The organism is Halonotius sp. GCM10025705 (assembly GCF_042662885.1).
In the GTDB taxonomy this organism is placed as follows: domain Archaea; phylum Halobacteriota; class Halobacteria; order Halobacteriales; family Haloferacaceae; genus Halonotius; species Halonotius aquaticus.
On record NZ_JBHSZD010000001.1, the window covers coordinates 592,812 to 608,873 of the forward strand.

Consider the following 16,062-nt stretch of genomic DNA (forward strand, 5'->3'; position numbering starts at 1 on the left):
GAGAAAGTATATCAGTCGCCGAGCCGTCTATTCGCGTAGCGAACCCGTTCTATGAGCAACAACACGGACACAGACGACGGGCCTCCCGACACGGAGGCCGAGGAGACGGCCTCGGAGCCCGGGCACTCCGAGGAGGTCGCCGACGGCGAGGCCGGCGATCGACCGCACGACGACCACGAGGAGCGATCGGACGCCGACGAGGACGGCGACCACTCCGACGGCGACGAGGACGAGTGGCCACCAACGGGATCGGATCACGACGGGCCAACGATCGCCGACGAGGACGCCTTCGATTCCGACCCTAACACAGACCGCACCCGTGGCAACGAACCGGCCGAAACCGAAGGGACGGCGGGCACGATCGAGGAACTCGGCAGCGATGTCGAGGTCAGCGCGCAGGTCGCCGACGACCCGGATGAAGACGACCTCCTTGGCGGGCTGTTGATCGACAGCACCGAGGACGTCGAGATCCCCGACCGGCTCGTCGACCAGGTTATCGGCCAGGAACACGCCCGCGATGTGATCATCAAAGCTGCCCGCCAGCGGCGACACGTCATGATGATCGGCTCGCCGGGAACCGGCAAGTCCATGCTGGCGAAGGCGATGACCGAACTCCTCCCGAAAGAGGAACTGCAGGATGTCCTGATCTACCACAACCCCGACGACGGCAACAAGCCGAAGGTGCGACCGTCCCCGCGGGTAAGGGTGAACAGATCGTCGACGCCCACAAGGAGGAGGCCCGCAAGCGCGACCAGATGCGTACCTTCCTCATGTGGATCATCATCGCCGTCGTGTTGGGCTACGCGCTCATCATCGCCGGCCAGATCCTGCTGGGGATTCTCGCCGCGGGGATCGTCTATCTCGCCTTCCGCTATGCCTCCCGTGGCGGCGACGCGATGATCCCGAACCTGCTGGTCAACAACGCCGACACCACGAGCGCGCCGTTCCGCGACGCCACCGGTGCCCACGCCGGCGCGCTGTTGGGCGACGTGCGACACGACCCCTTCCAGTCCGGCGGCATGGAGACGCCCTCCCACGACCGTGTTGAGGCCGGGGCGATCCACAAAGCCAACAAGGGCGTGCTGTTCGTCGACGAGATCAACACCCTCGATATCCGCAGCCAGCAGAAGCTGATGACTGCGATCCAGGAGGGTGAGTTCTCGATTACGGGGCAGAGCGAACGCTCCTCTGGTGCGATGGTTCAGACCGAGCCGGTGCCGACGGACTTCATTATGATCGCCGCCGGCAACCTTGATGCCATGGAGAACATGCACCCCGCGCTTCGCTCCCGCATCAAGGGGTACGGCTACGAGGTCTACATGGACGACACCATCGACGACACGCTCGAAATGCGCCAGAAGTACGTCCGCTTCGTGGCCCAAGAAGTCGCCAACGACGGTCGCCTCCCGCCGTTTGAAGCCGAGGCGATCGAGGAGGTTGTCCTTGAGGCGCGGCGACGCGCCGGCCGGAAGGGACAGCTCACGCTGCACTTCCGTGACCTTGGCGGGCTCGTCCGCGTCGCTGGTGATATCGCTCGCGCCGAGGACACCGAGTACACGACCCGCGATCACGTCCTGCAGGCCAAAGAACGCTCTCGATCGATCGAACAGCAGCTCGCCGACGAGTTCATCGAGAAACGGAAGGACTACGAACTCCAGGTCTCCGATGGCTACGAGGTCGGCCGCGTCAACGGCCTCGCCGTGATGGGCGAGGACTCCGGGATCATGCTGCCGGTGATGGCTGAGATCACACCCACCCAAAGCGGTGGGCAGGTGATCGCCACCGGCCAGCTCCAGGAGATGGCCGAGGAGTCGGTGCAGAATGTCTCGGCAATCATCAAGAAGTTCTCCGACGAGAACATCTCGGAGAAGGATATCCACATCCAGTTCGTCCAGACCGGCCAACAGGGTGTCGACGGCGACTCGGCGTCGATCACGGTTGCGACGGCCGTGATCTCTGCGCTTGAGGGTGTCGGCGTCAGCCAGGATCTGGCGATGACCGGCTCGCTGTCGGTTCGCGGCGACGTGCTTCCGGTCGGTGGGGTGACCCACAAGATCGAGGCCGCCGCCAAAGCCGGCTGCAAGCGCGTCATCATCCCGCAGGCCAACGAACAAGACGTGATGATCGAAGACGAGTACGAGGATATGGTCGAGATCATCCCCGTCAGCCACATCAGCGAGGTGCTTGACGTGGCGCTCGAAGGGGAAGCCGAGACCGACTCGCTGGTCGCTCGACTGAAGAACATCACCGGCTCGGCGCTGCAAGACGGCAGCGTCGCCGGCCCCTCCAGTCCCAGCCCGCAGTAAGCGGGCTGCCGGGAGCGGGAGTTTCAAGACGCTGTTTTTCGAGAGGTCTGTATGGATGCAGTCTCGGTCGATATCGACTCCGATGACATCCCGTTGGTGACAGCAACCGTCGCCATCGCCTTCGGCAGCCTCTTTGTCATCGTCGGCAACGCTGAGGGTCACTTTTTGTCGATTCTATCCTTGGTCGGTGGCACCGTCGCATTCGTCTGGTTTGCACTCCAGCGGATCGAGCCGGTCGAAGCCAAACTGGCGATTCCGGTCTCGGCGATGGTGCTCGGCAGTGTTCTCGTCGGGTTTGACGTGCCGAATCTCTTCGAGTTTGACGGGCCGCTGGGAGCGGCCCTATTCGTCTACGGGGCGATCCGCCTGCTCGGATACGTCGACGAGTAACCGATCACAGTCCGCCTCCGTCGCTGTTTTGTCGTTAGTCGTCTTCGAGATCGCGGAGCGTCGCCGCAACATTGGGTGGCGTCGCTCCCTGAGCGTCATGGACGCGGTGATCCGGGATCAACAGCGGCACCGGGTTTGCCTGTAGTGCGTCTCGGACAGTTGCGGCGTCTTCCTCGCTGTCCTCATCCATTCCGGCCAGCCGTGCCAGTCGCGAGACGGTCACCGTGTTGCCAGCCGAGACATTCTGGAGAGCCTCAAGCACCTGCCGGTGGTCGGTTGGCACCGTCAGGGCGATCTCGACGTCGGTCAGCGCGAGGCGATCACCGTCGAGATAGTCGCCGATCAGCGTGAAGACTTCGTGGTCGGTTGCGGCGTCGTCGGGAACCGTCTCCGGAAACGACACATCGATCACCTGGCCGCTGGCGACACCGAGTTGGACGACGGTATCGAGGTCGTCGAACCGTTGTGCGTAGATTCCGGGCGTCATGCTTCGATATAAGCTGCCGATGCCTCTCAACGGTTCCGGCTTACGACGCAAGTCTTATGTACAGATACGTACACTGATGTACATAGATGAACGAACAACAAGGGGAGGTGGCCCCGGCAGTGCAGTCGATTCTCGATGCGGCTGCGGCCCGGTCGGGCGGCGACGAGCGCGTGTCGGTGACCCCGCGGTCGCTGTCGGCAGCGTTCACCGCGGCCGAACGCGACGGCCGCGTGCCGGTGATCGCGGAGGTCAAACCGACGAGTCCGACGACCGACGGCGAACACGACGCCGATCCGGTTGCGTTGGCGAAAGCGATGGTCGACGGCGGCGCGGCCGCGCTGTCGGTGCTCACAGAGCCGGAACATTTCGGTGGCTCGATCGAGAACCTTCGGCGTGTCCGCGAGGCCGTTGACGTCCCAGTCTTGCGCAAGGATTTCATCCTACGTGAGGCCCAACTTGACACCGCCGACAGCGACGTGATCCTGCTGATCGCGCGGTTCCTTGGCGACGACCTCGAACCAATGCTTGCGGCCGCCCGCGACCGTGGCTTTCAGGTACTCGTCGAGGTACACACCGCCTCGGAACTCGCCGCCGCCATCGACGCCGGCGCGGAGGTTATCGGGATCAACAACCGCGATCTCGCGGAGCTAACGGTCGACCTTTCGACTGTCGAACAGTTGGCACCCGACGTGCCCGACGACGTGACGCTGATCGCCGAAAGCGGTGTTGCGACGGTTGAGGATGTCCGCCGAATGCGGGATGCCGGCGCGGACGGCCTGCTGATCGGCAGCGCGATCATGGACGGCGATCCACAGACAAACACCGAGCGGTTGACCGGAGCAGCGAACTGATGGGAGACAGCGCACTGACACAGCGAAGCGAGGGTTACATGACCATGCCATACGAGAGGAACACACAATGAGTACAGACCACGCGACAGATGCTGAGGACTCACCCACGAAGGCGGCCGACGGTAAGTTCGGCGACTACGGCGGCCAGTACGTGCCGGAAGCGCTGATGCCAGCGATTCAAGAGCTCACCGATGCCTACGAGCGATACGTCGTTAACAACGAGGATGGGTTCATGGACGAGTTCCGCCAGCGGCTGGCGGATTTCGGCGGCCGGCCGACGCCGCTGCAGCGGGCCGATCGGCTCTCGGAGCGATACGACTGCGATGTCTACCTCAAACGCGAGGATCTGCTCCACGGCGGGGCCCACAAGCTGAACAACGCCCTCGGTCAGGTGCTCCTTGCCAAATACATGGGCAAAGACCGGATTATCGCCGAGACCGGCGCGGGCCAACACGGGACGGCGACGGCGATGGCTGCCGCCCACCTCGATATGCCCTGTACGATCTACATGGGCGAACGCGACATCAACCGCCAGCGACCCAACGTCTTCCGGATGAAGCTCAACGGCTCGGACGTGAAGCCGGTGACCGCCGGCCGCGGCACCCTGAAGGAAGCGATCTCAGAAACGATGCGCGACTGGGCGGCCAGCGTCGAGACGACCCACTACGTGATCGGCAGCATCGTCGGCCCTCACCCGTTCCCGGTGATGGTACGTGATTTCCACGCGGTCATCTCCGAGGAGATGCGCACCCAGGTTCGCGAGCAAACCGGGGGCTCCCGGATTCCGTCGTTGCCTGTGCGGGTGGCGGCTCAAACACGATGGGTGCCTTTGCCCACTTCGTTGACGATGAGGACGTGGATCTCGTTGCCGTTGAGGCCGGTGGCTCCTCGCTGGCGGTCGACGAGGAGGCCGGGGTCGCGCCTAACTCCGCGTCGCTGTCGACCGGCGACGAGGGCGTTCTGCATGGCGCGCGCACGAAACTCCTACAGGATAGCTTCGGCCAGATCATGGAATCGCACTCCATCTCCTCAGGCCTCGACTATGCGGGTGTGGGTCCCGAACTCGCCCACCTCGTCGATGAAGACCGCGTGACTCCGGTCGCCATCGACGACGACGCAGCACTGGAAGGCTTCCACCGGCTATCGAACACTGAGGGGATCATTCCGGCCCTCGAAACCGCCCACGCCTTTGGCTATCTGGAGGAACACGCCGACGACCTCTCCGGCACCGTCGTCGTCAACGTTTCCGGCCGCGGCGACAAGGATCTCCAGGCGGCCATCGAGGAGACCGAGTCTCGCGACATCCCAAACGCGCCGGATATGTCGATGTTCTCGGAGGGGATCTGAATGGCCGACAGTGGACAGGCAGCCGAGACCCGCCGCAGCGACGGCGCGGCTGCCAACAGCGAGATCGCCGCGGCCTTCGACGACGGCCCCGCGTTCATCCCCTATCTCGCGGTCGGCGATCCGAGCTACGAGGCCTCGAAGGAATACGTCGAGGCCCTCGCTCGCGGCGGCGCGGATGTGATCGAACTCGGCTTACCGTTCTCGGAGCCGATCGCCGAGGGGCCGACGATTCAGGGCGCGATCGTTCGCGCGTTAGAGGGTGGGATGACGCCCGAACTGTTCTTCGAGTTCGTCGAGGATGTCGATGTTGACGTCCCGCTGGTCTGTATGACCTACTACAATCTCATCTACCAGTATAGCCCGCCGGGCAGTGACGAGCGAGGCCCTGAACAGTTCGTCGCTCGCGCGGCCGAGGCCGGTATTTCGGGCCTTGTCGTTCCCGACCTCCCTGCCGAAGAGGCTGACCCGCTGCGGGCGGCCTGTGACGAACACGGCTTGGATCTCGTCTTCATCGTCGCGCCGACAACCGAGGGCGAGCGGCTGCAATCGATGATGGAGCGTGTTTCGGGCTACGTCTACGTACAGGCTCGCCTCGGCACGACCGGCGCGAAAAGCGACGTGTCGGATCAGACCGATCGGAGTCTCCAGCGACTCAGCGAGTGGGACGTGCCGAAAGCGGTCGGCTTCGGGATCTCCAGCGGCGAGCAGGCCGAACGCATCGTCGCCAGCGGTGCCGATGGGATCATCGTCGGCTCCGCTCTCGTCGATATCGTCGCCGACGGCGTCGACAACGAGTGGTCGACCGAGGAAACAGCTGCAAAGCTGGAAGCGAAGGCCACGGAACTGGCTGAGGGTGCAAGCCGTGGGCAAACTGAGCCGGCACCCAGCGACGAGTAGGGTCGGAGTCGCAAGCTACATACCCTCCTACTGACAGAGGTTCACACAACAGTTATGTCCGCAGGAATCAGCGCGCGGCTCGATCGCATCTCCACCGGGGGCCGGTATCTGATCGTCCCGATGGATCACGGGATCACAATGGGCGCGGTTACCGGCCTCAAGCAGTTGGAGGCGACCGTCGACGGCGTCACCAGCGGCGGTGCCGACGCCGTCCTCACCCAGAAGGGCGTCGCCGACCGCGTCCACGGCAACACCAACGGCAGCGGCTACATCGTCCACGTCAACGGCTCAACGACGATCGGCCCGGACGAAAACGACAAACGCCTCACCTGCACCGTCGAAGAGGCGATCCGTGCCGGCGCTGATGCGGTCTCCTTCCATATCAACGTCGGCTCGAACTACGAACCAAAGCAGATCGAGGAACTCGCCGAGATTACCGGCGAGGCCGAGCGGTTTGGCATCCCGGTGTTGGCGATGGCCTACGCGCGTGGCCCCGGGATTCAGGGCGATGAACCTGAGGCGCTCGGCCACGCTGTTCGGCTCGCCGAGGAACTCGGTGCCGATATCGTCAAAACCGGTTACAGCGGCGACGCCGAGAGCTTCCAACACGTCTGTGAGTCGACCAGCCTGCCGATCGTTATCGCCGGTGGCTCGAAGGGGACTGATGCCGAAACCGTCGAGATGGTTCGTGGCGCGATGGATGCCGGCGCGGCGGGCGTCTCGATGGGCCGATCGATCTTCCAACACGACACACCCGAGGCGATCACCCGTGCTGTCTCGGCGGTTGTCCACGACGACCACGACGCCGAGGACGCGCTGAGTGCGGCCGGCCTCACCGTGGAAGCCTGATTCGTTGGTATCTGCGTCGGGCTGTCAACTGACGACTGTGTCCTGATCGATACTCACCAACTGACCGGCGTCTCAGGCTCTGAACGGCACTACTTAGTTCATGGTGAGTTTTAAGTATGCTACACGACTCCGATGAGGTAGTCGATGGTGTACCGATGGCGTGCGCGAAGTGGGGATTTCACCGTCTGGTCGGCCAGCCGCGAGGAGACCGTCGAGCGCGTGAAAACCTACATCGCCAAGCGCAACCAAAACCGCCTCACACAGGAGGGGGTGATGGTCGGCTGGTCGTGTCCGTACTGCGATCGCCGTAACTCCGCTCACGACGAGCACGTCGCGCTTGAAACGTTCAAACAGCACCTGTTTTCACACAAAAAACCGCTGTTGGAGTCGGGTGTCCACGTCGCCGACGACATCAACGGAACGGGGTCGGTTGCGGTGCTCTCCCCGATCGAATCAACCGGTGCCGACAACGCCAGAGTTCATTTTCTGTCACCGGGTGACGTTGTCGTAATCGTCACCACAAACCCGGCAGAGCGGATCGATCTGCTGCGGTCTAAACTCAGTGAGTGGCCCGAATGGACGGTCGTCCTGACGACAAAGGAAGACCCACTGGAGGGGCTCAGCGGTGTCCAGTTGATGGATATTCCCGTCGAGATCGTCCATCTCGACAAACAGATGGGGTTGGGCAGTCTCACCGAGACCATCTCACGCGTGCTCGAAGAGCAACAAGAGCCCGGCCGGAAGATCGCCTTCGAGTTCGACATCCTCACCGAACTCATCCAGAAAGCAAAGCTCCAGCGCATTTTCAAATTCCTTCACCTCCTGACGGCTCGACTGGAGGATGTGACCGCGCTGTCGCATTTCTTCGTCAACCGTGACCGGATGGCCTCCAGTATGAACGTGTTAGATCCCGTGTTCGATATGCAGATCAAAGCCGAGGACCGCTGTTCCTCCAAGAGTAAGCTTAGTCGTCGCGCTTCTGGGCGGTGTAGTCGGCGGGCTCGGTCACCCGCACGTACTCGACGGTTTCTTTCAGCAATTCCTCGGCCTCGCTGTCGGTGATCTGAGTGTGGACGAACTCCGCGCGCTGGCGGGCGTCCTCGCTGGTCTCGTAGCTGTCGATGGCGGCTTCAAGCCGCTCCTCAAGATCGATGCCGCCGATCCGAACGAGGCTGGTGGCAGCGATCTGGGCGGTGGTGTCGTCGTAGGCATCCAGCGCGTCGATGAGAGTCTCGACAGTCTCATCGCGTGGATGCGGGTTGGCGATGCGACCAAGCAGCCACGCCGTATTTCGCCGGATCGCCCGCCGGTCGCTCTCCTCGAAGAGCGTCAAAAAGATCGGGACGGTGTCGCTGTCGGTGCTGGCCTGTAGCTCTTCGACGACCGTTTCGCGGACGGTATGGCTCTCCTCGAAGGGGGCCTGATACACCAACTCGACGATGGATTCGGCGGCTGCCTGTTGGACACCGTCATCACTGTCGTCGATCCCGTTGAGCAAAATTGTGAGGACATCAAGCGACCCGAGCGTCCCGAGACTTTCGATGACTGTCCGCCGGAGTTCCTCGTTGTCGGTTTTTGCGGCGTCGATAAGGGCCTCGATGGCGGCATCGCCGCCGATCTGGGCGAGCGACCGGGCCGCCTTCATCTTGATTTCCTCGTTGTAACTCTCAAGCGCTTCGATGAGCGCGTCGACACAGCGGTGGTCGCCGACCCGGCCGCATTCCTCGATCGCTCTGGCTCGGACGCGGTAGTCGTCGTCCGTACACGCGGAGGCCAGCTTTGGGATGACGGTGTGGGTGCCGACATCGCCAAGCCCGGCGACCGCCAGCAGGCGGAGTTCGGGGTGGTCGCTGCCGAGCCACTCGACTAACACCAGTGGGTGTGGCGAGTCGGTCGGCGTCGGCTCGGTGTCGGAGGCGACCTTTCTGACGAGTGTCTCAATGATGTCCTCGTCGTGGATGTACAGCAGCGTCTCGACGATGCGGGCCCGAACGGTTTCGTCGGTTTCCTCTAAGACGCCGCTGATGAGTTGTTGTTTGATCTCGCCGTTGTCGGCCTGTTTCACCCCGTCGCCGAACTCGGCGAGGATGCCGGCGGCCCCCAACCGGACGCCCAGTGAATCGTTGCTCCCGAGATAGCGGGCGATCCGGTCGAACTGGCCGTTGGTCGCCAGTGTGTAGAGGAAATCCGGCTGTGTGGTCTGTGGCTGGTCGTCCATTGCGTCCTCTGAAAGCTGGTGGTGTCCGGAGCGACAGTGGTGGGCTCACCGCTGCTGCTCGGTACGACGTAGTGATCCCTTACAATCGAACTACAATAAGCCTCTAGGAACCTCACGGGTGGCTCCTGTGACCTCAGGTTGGGGTGTTGCCGTCGCTGTTGGTGTTGGCGTCCGGTGGCTCCTCTGTGGCGTCGGTGTTAACGGTCGCCGATGCGACGGCCGAATCAAGTGGCGCAACAAGCCGGTCGACGAGCGTGTATGGGTCAACGTCGCGTTCTGCGACGGCCGCGGCCACCGCATCGAGGCCGCCGTTGGCGTCCAGCAGGCGTTCGCTGATCTCGCTCAGATCACTCCTGAGGAGTCGTTGCAGGGTTGCTGCCGCCCGTTGGTGCCGGCGGCTGGTCGCTCCGGCTGACGAAGCAAGGTGGGTTGTGTGTGCAGCGACAGCATCGGCGAACTCCTCAACTCCCTCACCCGTCGTGGCGATCGTCTCGACGACTGTGGGTGTCCACGACGTCGGCTCTTCACTGTCGTCGGTGGTGCTGGACTCACTCGGGGGCTCGCTATCGTCGCTATCGTGGCCAACAGGGCCGATATCGGCGGTGTGGTGACCAGCAACTCCACCAGTCGGCTTCGCGCCGTGTACCATCGCCTCCAGATCTGCGACTGTCTGAGCGGCCTCGTCCATGTCTGCCTTGTTGACGACGAAGAGGTCGCCGATCTCAAGGATGCCGGCTTTCAGCAGTTGGACATCATCGCCGGAGCCCGGCTGGACGACGACCGCGACGGTGTCGGCGGTTTCGACGATGTCGACCTCGTTTTGGCCCGCGCCGACCGTCTCGATGATGATCCGATCCATCCCGAAGGCCTCGAAGGCGGTGACGGCGTCGGTCGTCGCCATCGAGAGCCCACCGAGGCGGCCGCGCGCGCTCATCGAGCGGACGAAGACGCCCTCGTCGCCGGCGGTCGACCCCATCCGGATCCGATCGCCCAACACCGACCCGCCGGTGTACGGCGAGGCAGGATCGACCGCTAACACGCCGACAGTCTCGCCGCGCTCGCGGTAGTAGTCGGTGAGTTTGTCGACCAGCGTGGATTTGCCCGCGCCGGGACTGCCGGTGATCCCGAGTACCGGTGTCGTGCCGGCGTGGGTGTACAGCGCGGCCAGGAGGTCACGGGCTCCCGCTGTCCGATCTTCGATCTTCGTGAGCACGCGTGCGAGCGCGCGTTGGTCACCGTCCAAGAGGTCATCCAGCAACGCCGTATTCGTCGCCGATAGTTGCTCGCGTGGAGCCGCTGGACGGGTCGCCAGCAACGCATCCGGGAGCGACGCTGTGGGCTCATCGTCTGTCGTCTCGTCGCCATCGTCGTCGGCGGTCTGGGGGTGTCGTCGCCCATTGTCACTCCGCTCCGGCGTGTTCGCGGACGAACGCGACGGTCTCTTCCATCGGCGTCCCGGGGCCGAAGATCTCGGCGACGCCCATCTCTTTGAGCGTCGTCGTATCCTCTTCGGGGATGATGCCACCAACAAGGATTAGGGTGTCATCAAGCGCGCCGTAGGATTCCAGGCCGTCGATGATCTTCGGGATCAGCGTGTTGTGGGCCCCTGAGAGGATCGAGATGCCAAGAACATCCACGTCCTCTTGGACGGCAGCCTGGACGATCTCCTCGGGCGCGCGGTGGAGCCCGGAGTACACCACCTCGAAGCCAGCATCCCGGAACGCCCGAGCGATGACCTGCGCGCCGCGGTCGTGGCCATCGAGGCCAACCTTGGCGATCAGACACCGGATCGCCCGCTGTGTCGATTCCGCGCTCATAGCTGTGGGTTTGGGCGAGAACGGTTTGATTCTACCGGCCATGCGGGTGTGAGACACGACCGCAGGTGTCGGGCGCGGCTTATCACCTTCCAGCCCCAAGGGGAGGTATGACCACGAAACTGGAAGATCGACTCCTCGGACTCGCCATCGCGGCCCTCCTCACCACCATCGGCGGTGAGATGGCTGGTGCCGCTGCACTCGTCACCCTCGGTGTGACGACGTTTGCGCTCGCCTTGGCTGCACTGTTGGTTGTAATGACACTCTCGCTGCTTGTTGGCCTCAGCCGGCTTTCGGGGCCGGACATGCAGCCGGTTCCATCAACCGATCGAACGCACTGAATCGCCGCTCCAACCGTCCACGGCAGGCATCGTAGCCTGCGACGAACACTTCTGCAGGTGGTTCTGACACCAACGAACCACAGACACGACATATCACACAAGGAGTGACAGCTAACCGGTCGGGTGCGTGGGTAGCGACCGACGCCTGGGGTCGATCGGGCACGTTTCGCGTGGGTTTTTAATGAACGGGTGGCACGCTTCAGGTATGCGTGTCGCGTTCGTCTCGATGCATACCCACCACACCCGCGACACCCCTGCGATTCGCCGACGAACGCGACTGATTCGCCTGCTCAGCCATACTGACCACGAGGTTGTGGTGCTTTGTAGCCGCTGGTGGGACGGCGACCACCCAACCTTCGAGCAGGACGGTATTTCCTACCGCGCGGTCGACGGCGAGTTCTCGACGAACCGCTTTGTCGCCAAACTCCCGTTGGCCATTCGACGGGTCGACCCGGATGTCGTCCACATGCCGAACACGCCGGCTCGACACGCCCGCGCCGCCAAAGCAGTGTGCCGACTACTGCGGGTGCCGTTGGTTGTCGACTGGTGGGCGATCGGTGACGACGACAGCGACAGTGACTGCCGGAGCGTCGCCAGCAACGCCGACCGGCTCATCGCCCCCTCCCAAACGGTTGAAACGGTCGTCCGTGAGTACGGGGCCGCCGAGTCGGCGGTCAGCGTCATCCCAGAAGGACTGGACTTCTCGTTGATCGAATCTGCCCCCGTCAACGACGAATTCGATCTGGTCTACAGTCGCCAGCTGGATTCACACGCCAACGCCGAGACGTTTCTGCTCGCGTTGGCCGAGCTCCGCGACCGTGACTGGTCGGCGGCGATCATCGGCAACGGGGACGCGGCGTCGGATATCGAGCGGACAGCCCGCGACCTCCGCATCCGCGATCGGGTCTCATTTCTCGGCGAGTTGGGCGACGAACAGCGCGTCGCCGTGTTGAAAGGGGCCCACGTTTTCGCCCAGACCGCCGAACAAGAGCCGTTTGCGACGAACCTGCTGTGGGGGTTGGCCTGTGGCTGTGTCGGCATCGCGGAGTATCAGACCGATTCGGCGGCCCACGAGTTGATTGAGGAGAAATCCCGGCTTGCAGAAACCCGCGGCGAACTCGTCTCGACGCCACAGGAGTTTGCTGATGAGATCGTCGCCGCAAGCGCGCTTGAACACCGAACCATCGATCCAGCGTACGAACGCTACGATTACAGCAATATCGTCGAGCGGTATCTCACCTGCTACCGGCAGGCGATCGACAACTACGGCCTGTTGTGATCAGGCCGCGTCCTCGTAGTCGCCGCCGTATTTGAGGAAGAAGAAGGCAAACGAGAGCGTCGAGACCATCGCCACGAACGTCGCCAACCCGAGTGTTTTGGCCGAATCCGGGATCTGTGGGGCGCCGCCACCGCCGCCACCGCCGCCAGTCTCGACTGTCGGCACGTCGCCGCCGACGGCGACCGCCCCGAGCATTCCAAGCGATTCGTGGGGGCTACATCGGTAGTTGGTGATCCCGGCGTGTTCCTCGGTGAAGGTGAACTCGAAGGTGAAGCCGGATTCGCCGACCGTTTCGCTGCTGAAGCTGGCGGGGCCGTCGATCGCTTCAACGTTGTGGCCGCCACCTTCGCCGGTCCACTCCCAGATGACGGTCGTTCCTGGGTCGATCCAGATGCCGGCTGGGCTGAAGGCGAGATTGCCGCCGTTGCCGCTGGCACCGACCTGGACGGTGACCTCGTCGTTTCCGCGCAGGTCTTCGGTGCCGCCGTCGACGCCCTGTAGGTGGCTCCCGAAATCAGCCATCTCCGACTGCCCAGCCGCGGTACCTGCCGTGGCCGTTGCGGCTCCCGCCGCGGCGACGCCGCCGGCCGCTGTTCGAAGCAGCCCCCGCCGCGAGACCGCGTCGTTGTCGCTCATATCTCGCCCTTCGTGATCGGGTGTAGTGAATATGTTGGTTCGCACTCGCCCACCCACCGGTGAGCCCGCCCGCTTGTCACCCGTTTCGGAACGCTTTTACTGCCGATCCCGACACATTCGCCCATGTCATCAGTTGAAGCCGAACTCCGCGAGCAGTTCACCGAGGCCTTCGCCGGAGCCGACTACCCGATCACCGGCCAGATGGATCTGGTACCCGCACTCCCCAACGGCCCGGGGACAACGTTCACCGCCGGAGAACGAACGCTCACCGCAATGGAACTTGCCTCGGAGCTCAGCGGCCACCAGGAGTTCCCCTACGAGGATGTTGAGTCACTCGTCGACGACGCGATCGCGGGCCTGAAAGACGAAGGCGTGATCTGAGCGACAGGGGCGAGACGTTCTTTATTCTGGAGCGCAAACGACAGGTGTGTTATCCGTGCTGCAGGCCACGCTGCCGGCGTGGGTCGTCTTTGGGCTCCTCTTGGGACTGGTTGCCTCCGCGATCGTCGCCGCCCTCTTCTATGTTGGCGATCGACTGTTTCCTGCCACAGATCACGGCCACCACGACCGCACCCAGTACACCAGCGGCACGGAGCGGCGGCGTGCCGAATTCCGAGAGTATCTGACGGCGATCGACGAACCGTATCTTGAAGCCCACGACCGCGCCGGCCACAGCCTGGAGTTCTATCTGCCGGATCGAGATGTCGGGCTTACCTTCGATCCACGCGTCCTCTTTGGACTTGAGGAGACCACGACACACGTTATTCTCTGTGAGGCTGAGATGCCCGCGGCCAACCTCGGCCGCCGACTGCCCTTTGAGATTCCGGATGATGTCCGTCCCCCACCGACCAGCAACGACCCGGTGGATCGCGCCTACGAGCAGCTGGGGATCTCGCCTGACGCCACCGCCACTGAAGTCCGGGATGCCTACCGCTCGCGAGCCAAAGAAACCCACCCCGATCGCGGCGGCAGCAGCGAGGAGTTCAAACAGCTTCAAGAAGCCTACGCGACCGCGAAAGATCACGCCGAGGGCACCGCCTGAGCGGTCGCGACGATAGCTTCACTTACAGCGTTGTGACGTCATAATCCGTGTCGCCATCGCGGAGCGCGTCGGTGACACGACCAACTGTGTCGGTTGAGGCGGCGACGACAACAGCCATCCCGACAGCGGCCGCCGCGGCGGCGACCTCGCCGGCAGCAACCGTCACCGCTGGCTCGTAGCCCGCCTCCCGGAGTGAGACGACGCCCTCGACATCGGCTGCCAGACACTGATCGGCGGTCTCACAGTGGTCGGCCAACGCGTCGATATCGGCCTCGCGGCTGCCGCCATCACGAGCCGGCGGCACCTGCGCAACCGTGACCGTGCCGGTCGTCATCTCGATGATCCCCTCAAATGAGGTGACACTCACGTCGGTGCCGGCGTCGGCATCGGTCGTGGCGACCCCGGTTGCCGGCCCCTCGTCGCCGGGGGTCGCATGCAGCAACCCGTCTTCCAGTGAGAGAGTGACCTGCTGGCCGGCTTCGATCGCGTCGGTGGCGATCGCGGTATCCTCCTGGACGCTGCCCAACACGTCGTCGGTGACGTGATTGGCGAACCGCTGGAGGGATCTGGCCTCCTGAAACAGCCAGTCGACGCCCTCCTTGGTGACGGCATACCGGGAGCGCCCCTCCTTGCGGACGAGGCCGTCGTCGACGAGCTCGCGGATGTACTCGGAGACAGCTTGGCTGGTGACGCCGACCGAGTCGGCGATCTCGCCTTGGCTCACCGCCGGCTGGCGGTCGGCGATCTCCACCAGCACGCGAAACCGCGTGGCCGTTCGCTTGTCCGCGAGGGCATCGCTCATACCAGTTGCTTTCGGTGGCACGGTAAAAAGCCCGACGGGATCGCCGACCGGAGGGTTTTGTCCGTCGACGCCAACACGTCGGTATGGCTGTCCGCCCACCGGCTGCTGAGACGCTGAGGTTCGCCGACCGGGCGGTGTACCTCGACGCCGCCGACGCGGTGGTGCTCGCTGATCTCCATGTTGGCCGGGGCGACGCCTCCCGTGTTGCGGCTCCGATCGACGCTGGCGAGTCGATCCGCCAGCGCGTTCGCACACTGCTGGATCGCTTCGAGCCGGCGACGATCGTCTTTGCTGGCGATCTCCTCCACAGCTTTGATCGGCTGCCACGGACTGCTGCCGACGCCATCGAAGGGCTGTGGGCCGACTGTGCCGACGCCGATGTCGACGCGCTCGCTGTTGTCGGCAACCACGATAGCCGGCTGGCCGACTGCTGGCCGGGCTCGGTTGCTGACGCGGTCACACTCGATGACGGCACGGTTGTTTGCCATGGCCACGCCCCGCCCGAGGAACGTGGGCATCGCTACGTGATCGGCCATGCCCATCCGGCGATCACGATTGAGGGGGTGAAACGCCCCTGCTATCTGTTTGGCAAAGACGCCTACCGTGGCGGCGAGTTACTGGTGCTCCCAGCGTTTACCACCCTCGCTGGCGGCGTCGATATCAGCGACCGGCGGGCAGGCGATCTGCCGTCACCGCTGGTATCGACGCTGGCCCCGCTACAGCCGGTGGTCTGGGATGACGAAGATGACGACACGCTGTGGTTTCCGCCACTCCAGCAGTTACAGCGGTTGTTGTGACCCCGT

16 protein-coding genes and 2 pseudogenes are annotated in these 16,062 nt (G+C 63.7%); 12 read left to right on the forward strand and 6 right to left on the reverse strand.

Going from position 1 to position 16,062, the window contains the following annotated elements; translation table 11 throughout:
* The first annotated feature begins 51 nt into the window (after positions 1-51).
* Positions 52-2,306 (forward strand): annotated as a pseudogene (gene lonB / locus ACFQJB_RS03355) (ATP-dependent protease LonB).
* Between the two features lie 51 nt (positions 2,307-2,357).
* Positions 2,358-2,696 (forward strand): hypothetical protein, encoded by a 339-nt coding sequence (locus tag ACFQJB_RS03360; protein WP_120100554.1) that lies wholly within the window; start codon positions 2,358-2,360, stop codon positions 2,694-2,696.
* 34 nt (positions 2,697-2,730) lie between these two features.
* Here the strand turns inward: ACFQJB_RS03360 and ACFQJB_RS03365 are convergent, their stop codons facing one another.
* Positions 2,731-3,183 carry an MGMT family protein gene (locus ACFQJB_RS03365; protein ID WP_379723951.1) on the reverse strand — a complete coding sequence of 151 codons (453 nt, stop codon included), beginning with the start codon at positions 3,181-3,183 and terminating at the stop codon, positions 2,731-2,733.
* 86 nt (positions 3,184-3,269) lie between these two features.
* Here ACFQJB_RS03365 and trpC point away from each other — a divergent pair, with 86 nt between their 5' ends.
* The 5 genes and pseudogenes from trpC to ACFQJB_RS03390 all read left to right on the forward strand — a co-directional run bounded on the left by trpC (position 3,270) and on the right by ACFQJB_RS03390 (position 8,189).
* Entirely contained in the window at positions 3,270-4,034 is a 765-nt protein-coding gene (trpC, locus tag ACFQJB_RS03370) for an indole-3-glycerol phosphate synthase (RefSeq protein ID WP_379723954.1), read from the forward strand.
* Between the two features lie 67 nt (positions 4,035-4,101).
* Positions 4,102-5,381, forward strand: a pseudogene (trpB, locus tag ACFQJB_RS03375) (tryptophan synthase subunit beta).
* Entirely contained in the window at positions 5,382-6,278 is an 897-nt protein-coding gene (gene trpA / locus ACFQJB_RS03380) for a tryptophan synthase subunit alpha (RefSeq protein ID WP_379723957.1), read from the forward strand.
* 54 nt (positions 6,279-6,332) lie between these two features.
* Positions 6,333-7,127, forward strand: a complete 795-nt coding sequence (locus ACFQJB_RS03385) for a 2-amino-3,7-dideoxy-D-threo-hept-6-ulosonate synthase (RefSeq protein ID WP_120100542.1) — start codon at positions 6,333-6,335, stop codon at positions 7,125-7,127.
* A gap of 144 nt (positions 7,128-7,271) precedes the next feature.
* A complete protein-coding gene (locus ACFQJB_RS03390) occupies positions 7,272-8,189 on the forward strand; it encodes a DUF7504 family protein (RefSeq protein ID WP_379723960.1) in 918 nt (305 codons plus the stop codon).
* On the opposite strand, the gene ACFQJB_RS03395 is transcribed toward ACFQJB_RS03390, so the two are convergent.
* The 3 genes from ACFQJB_RS03395 to ACFQJB_RS03405 all read right to left on the reverse strand — a co-directional run bounded on the left by ACFQJB_RS03395 (position 8,092) and on the right by ACFQJB_RS03405 (position 11,162).
* A complete protein-coding gene (locus ACFQJB_RS03395; protein ID WP_379723963.1) occupies positions 8,092-9,345 on the reverse strand; it encodes a HEAT repeat domain-containing protein in 1,254 nt (417 codons plus the stop codon). The two genes, ACFQJB_RS03390 and ACFQJB_RS03395, sit on opposite strands and share 98 nt — an antisense overlap.
* A gap of 133 nt (positions 9,346-9,478) precedes the next feature.
* Complete coding sequence (meaB, locus tag ACFQJB_RS03400) at positions 9,479-10,657, reverse strand: methylmalonyl Co-A mutase-associated GTPase MeaB (protein WP_379727944.1); 1,179 nt, start codon at positions 10,655-10,657, stop codon at positions 9,479-9,481.
* 88 nt (positions 10,658-10,745) lie between these two features.
* Entirely contained in the window at positions 10,746-11,162 is a 417-nt protein-coding gene (locus tag ACFQJB_RS03405; protein WP_379723966.1) for a cobalamin B12-binding domain-containing protein, read from the reverse strand.
* A 107-nt stretch (positions 11,163-11,269) separates the two neighbouring features.
* On the opposite strand from ACFQJB_RS03405, the gene ACFQJB_RS03410 reads away from it, so the two are divergent.
* Complete coding sequence (locus tag ACFQJB_RS03410) at positions 11,270-11,500, forward strand: hypothetical protein (RefSeq protein WP_379723968.1); 231 nt, start codon at positions 11,270-11,272, stop codon at positions 11,498-11,500.
* A gap of 205 nt (positions 11,501-11,705) precedes the next feature.
* The gene (locus ACFQJB_RS03415; RefSeq protein ID WP_379723971.1) at positions 11,706-12,779 is read left to right on the forward strand and encodes a glycosyltransferase; all 1,074 of its coding nucleotides are present in this window, start codon (positions 11,706-11,708) and stop codon (positions 12,777-12,779) included.
* Here the strand turns inward: ACFQJB_RS03415 and ACFQJB_RS03420 are convergent, their stop codons facing one another.
* Positions 12,780-13,415 carry a halocyanin domain-containing protein gene (locus tag ACFQJB_RS03420; RefSeq protein WP_379723974.1) on the reverse strand — a complete coding sequence of 212 codons (636 nt, stop codon included), beginning with the start codon at positions 13,413-13,415 and terminating at the stop codon, positions 12,780-12,782.
* 123 nt (positions 13,416-13,538) lie between these two features.
* Here ACFQJB_RS03420 and ACFQJB_RS03425 point away from each other — a divergent pair, with 123 nt between their 5' ends.
* Both ACFQJB_RS03425 and ACFQJB_RS03430 read left to right on the forward strand, forming a co-directional pair.
* Positions 13,539-13,796 carry an MTH865 family protein gene (locus ACFQJB_RS03425; RefSeq protein ID WP_120100520.1) on the forward strand — a complete coding sequence of 86 codons (258 nt, stop codon included), beginning with the start codon at positions 13,539-13,541 and terminating at the stop codon, positions 13,794-13,796.
* A gap of 46 nt (positions 13,797-13,842) precedes the next feature.
* A complete protein-coding gene (locus ACFQJB_RS03430) occupies positions 13,843-14,457 on the forward strand; it encodes a J domain-containing protein (protein WP_379723977.1) in 615 nt (204 codons plus the stop codon).
* Positions 14,458-14,479: 22 nt separating this feature from the next.
* On the opposite strand, the gene ACFQJB_RS03435 is transcribed toward ACFQJB_RS03430, so the two are convergent.
* Positions 14,480-15,259, reverse strand: a complete 780-nt coding sequence (locus tag ACFQJB_RS03435) for a MarR family transcriptional regulator (protein ID WP_379723980.1) — start codon at positions 15,257-15,259, stop codon at positions 14,480-14,482.
* Between the two features lie 83 nt (positions 15,260-15,342).
* Between ACFQJB_RS03435 and ACFQJB_RS03440 the strand changes: the two genes are divergently transcribed.
* Positions 15,343-16,056, forward strand: a complete 714-nt coding sequence (locus ACFQJB_RS03440) for a metallophosphoesterase (protein WP_379723983.1) — start codon at positions 15,343-15,345, stop codon at positions 16,054-16,056.
* Positions 16,057-16,062: the final 6 nt, after the last annotated feature.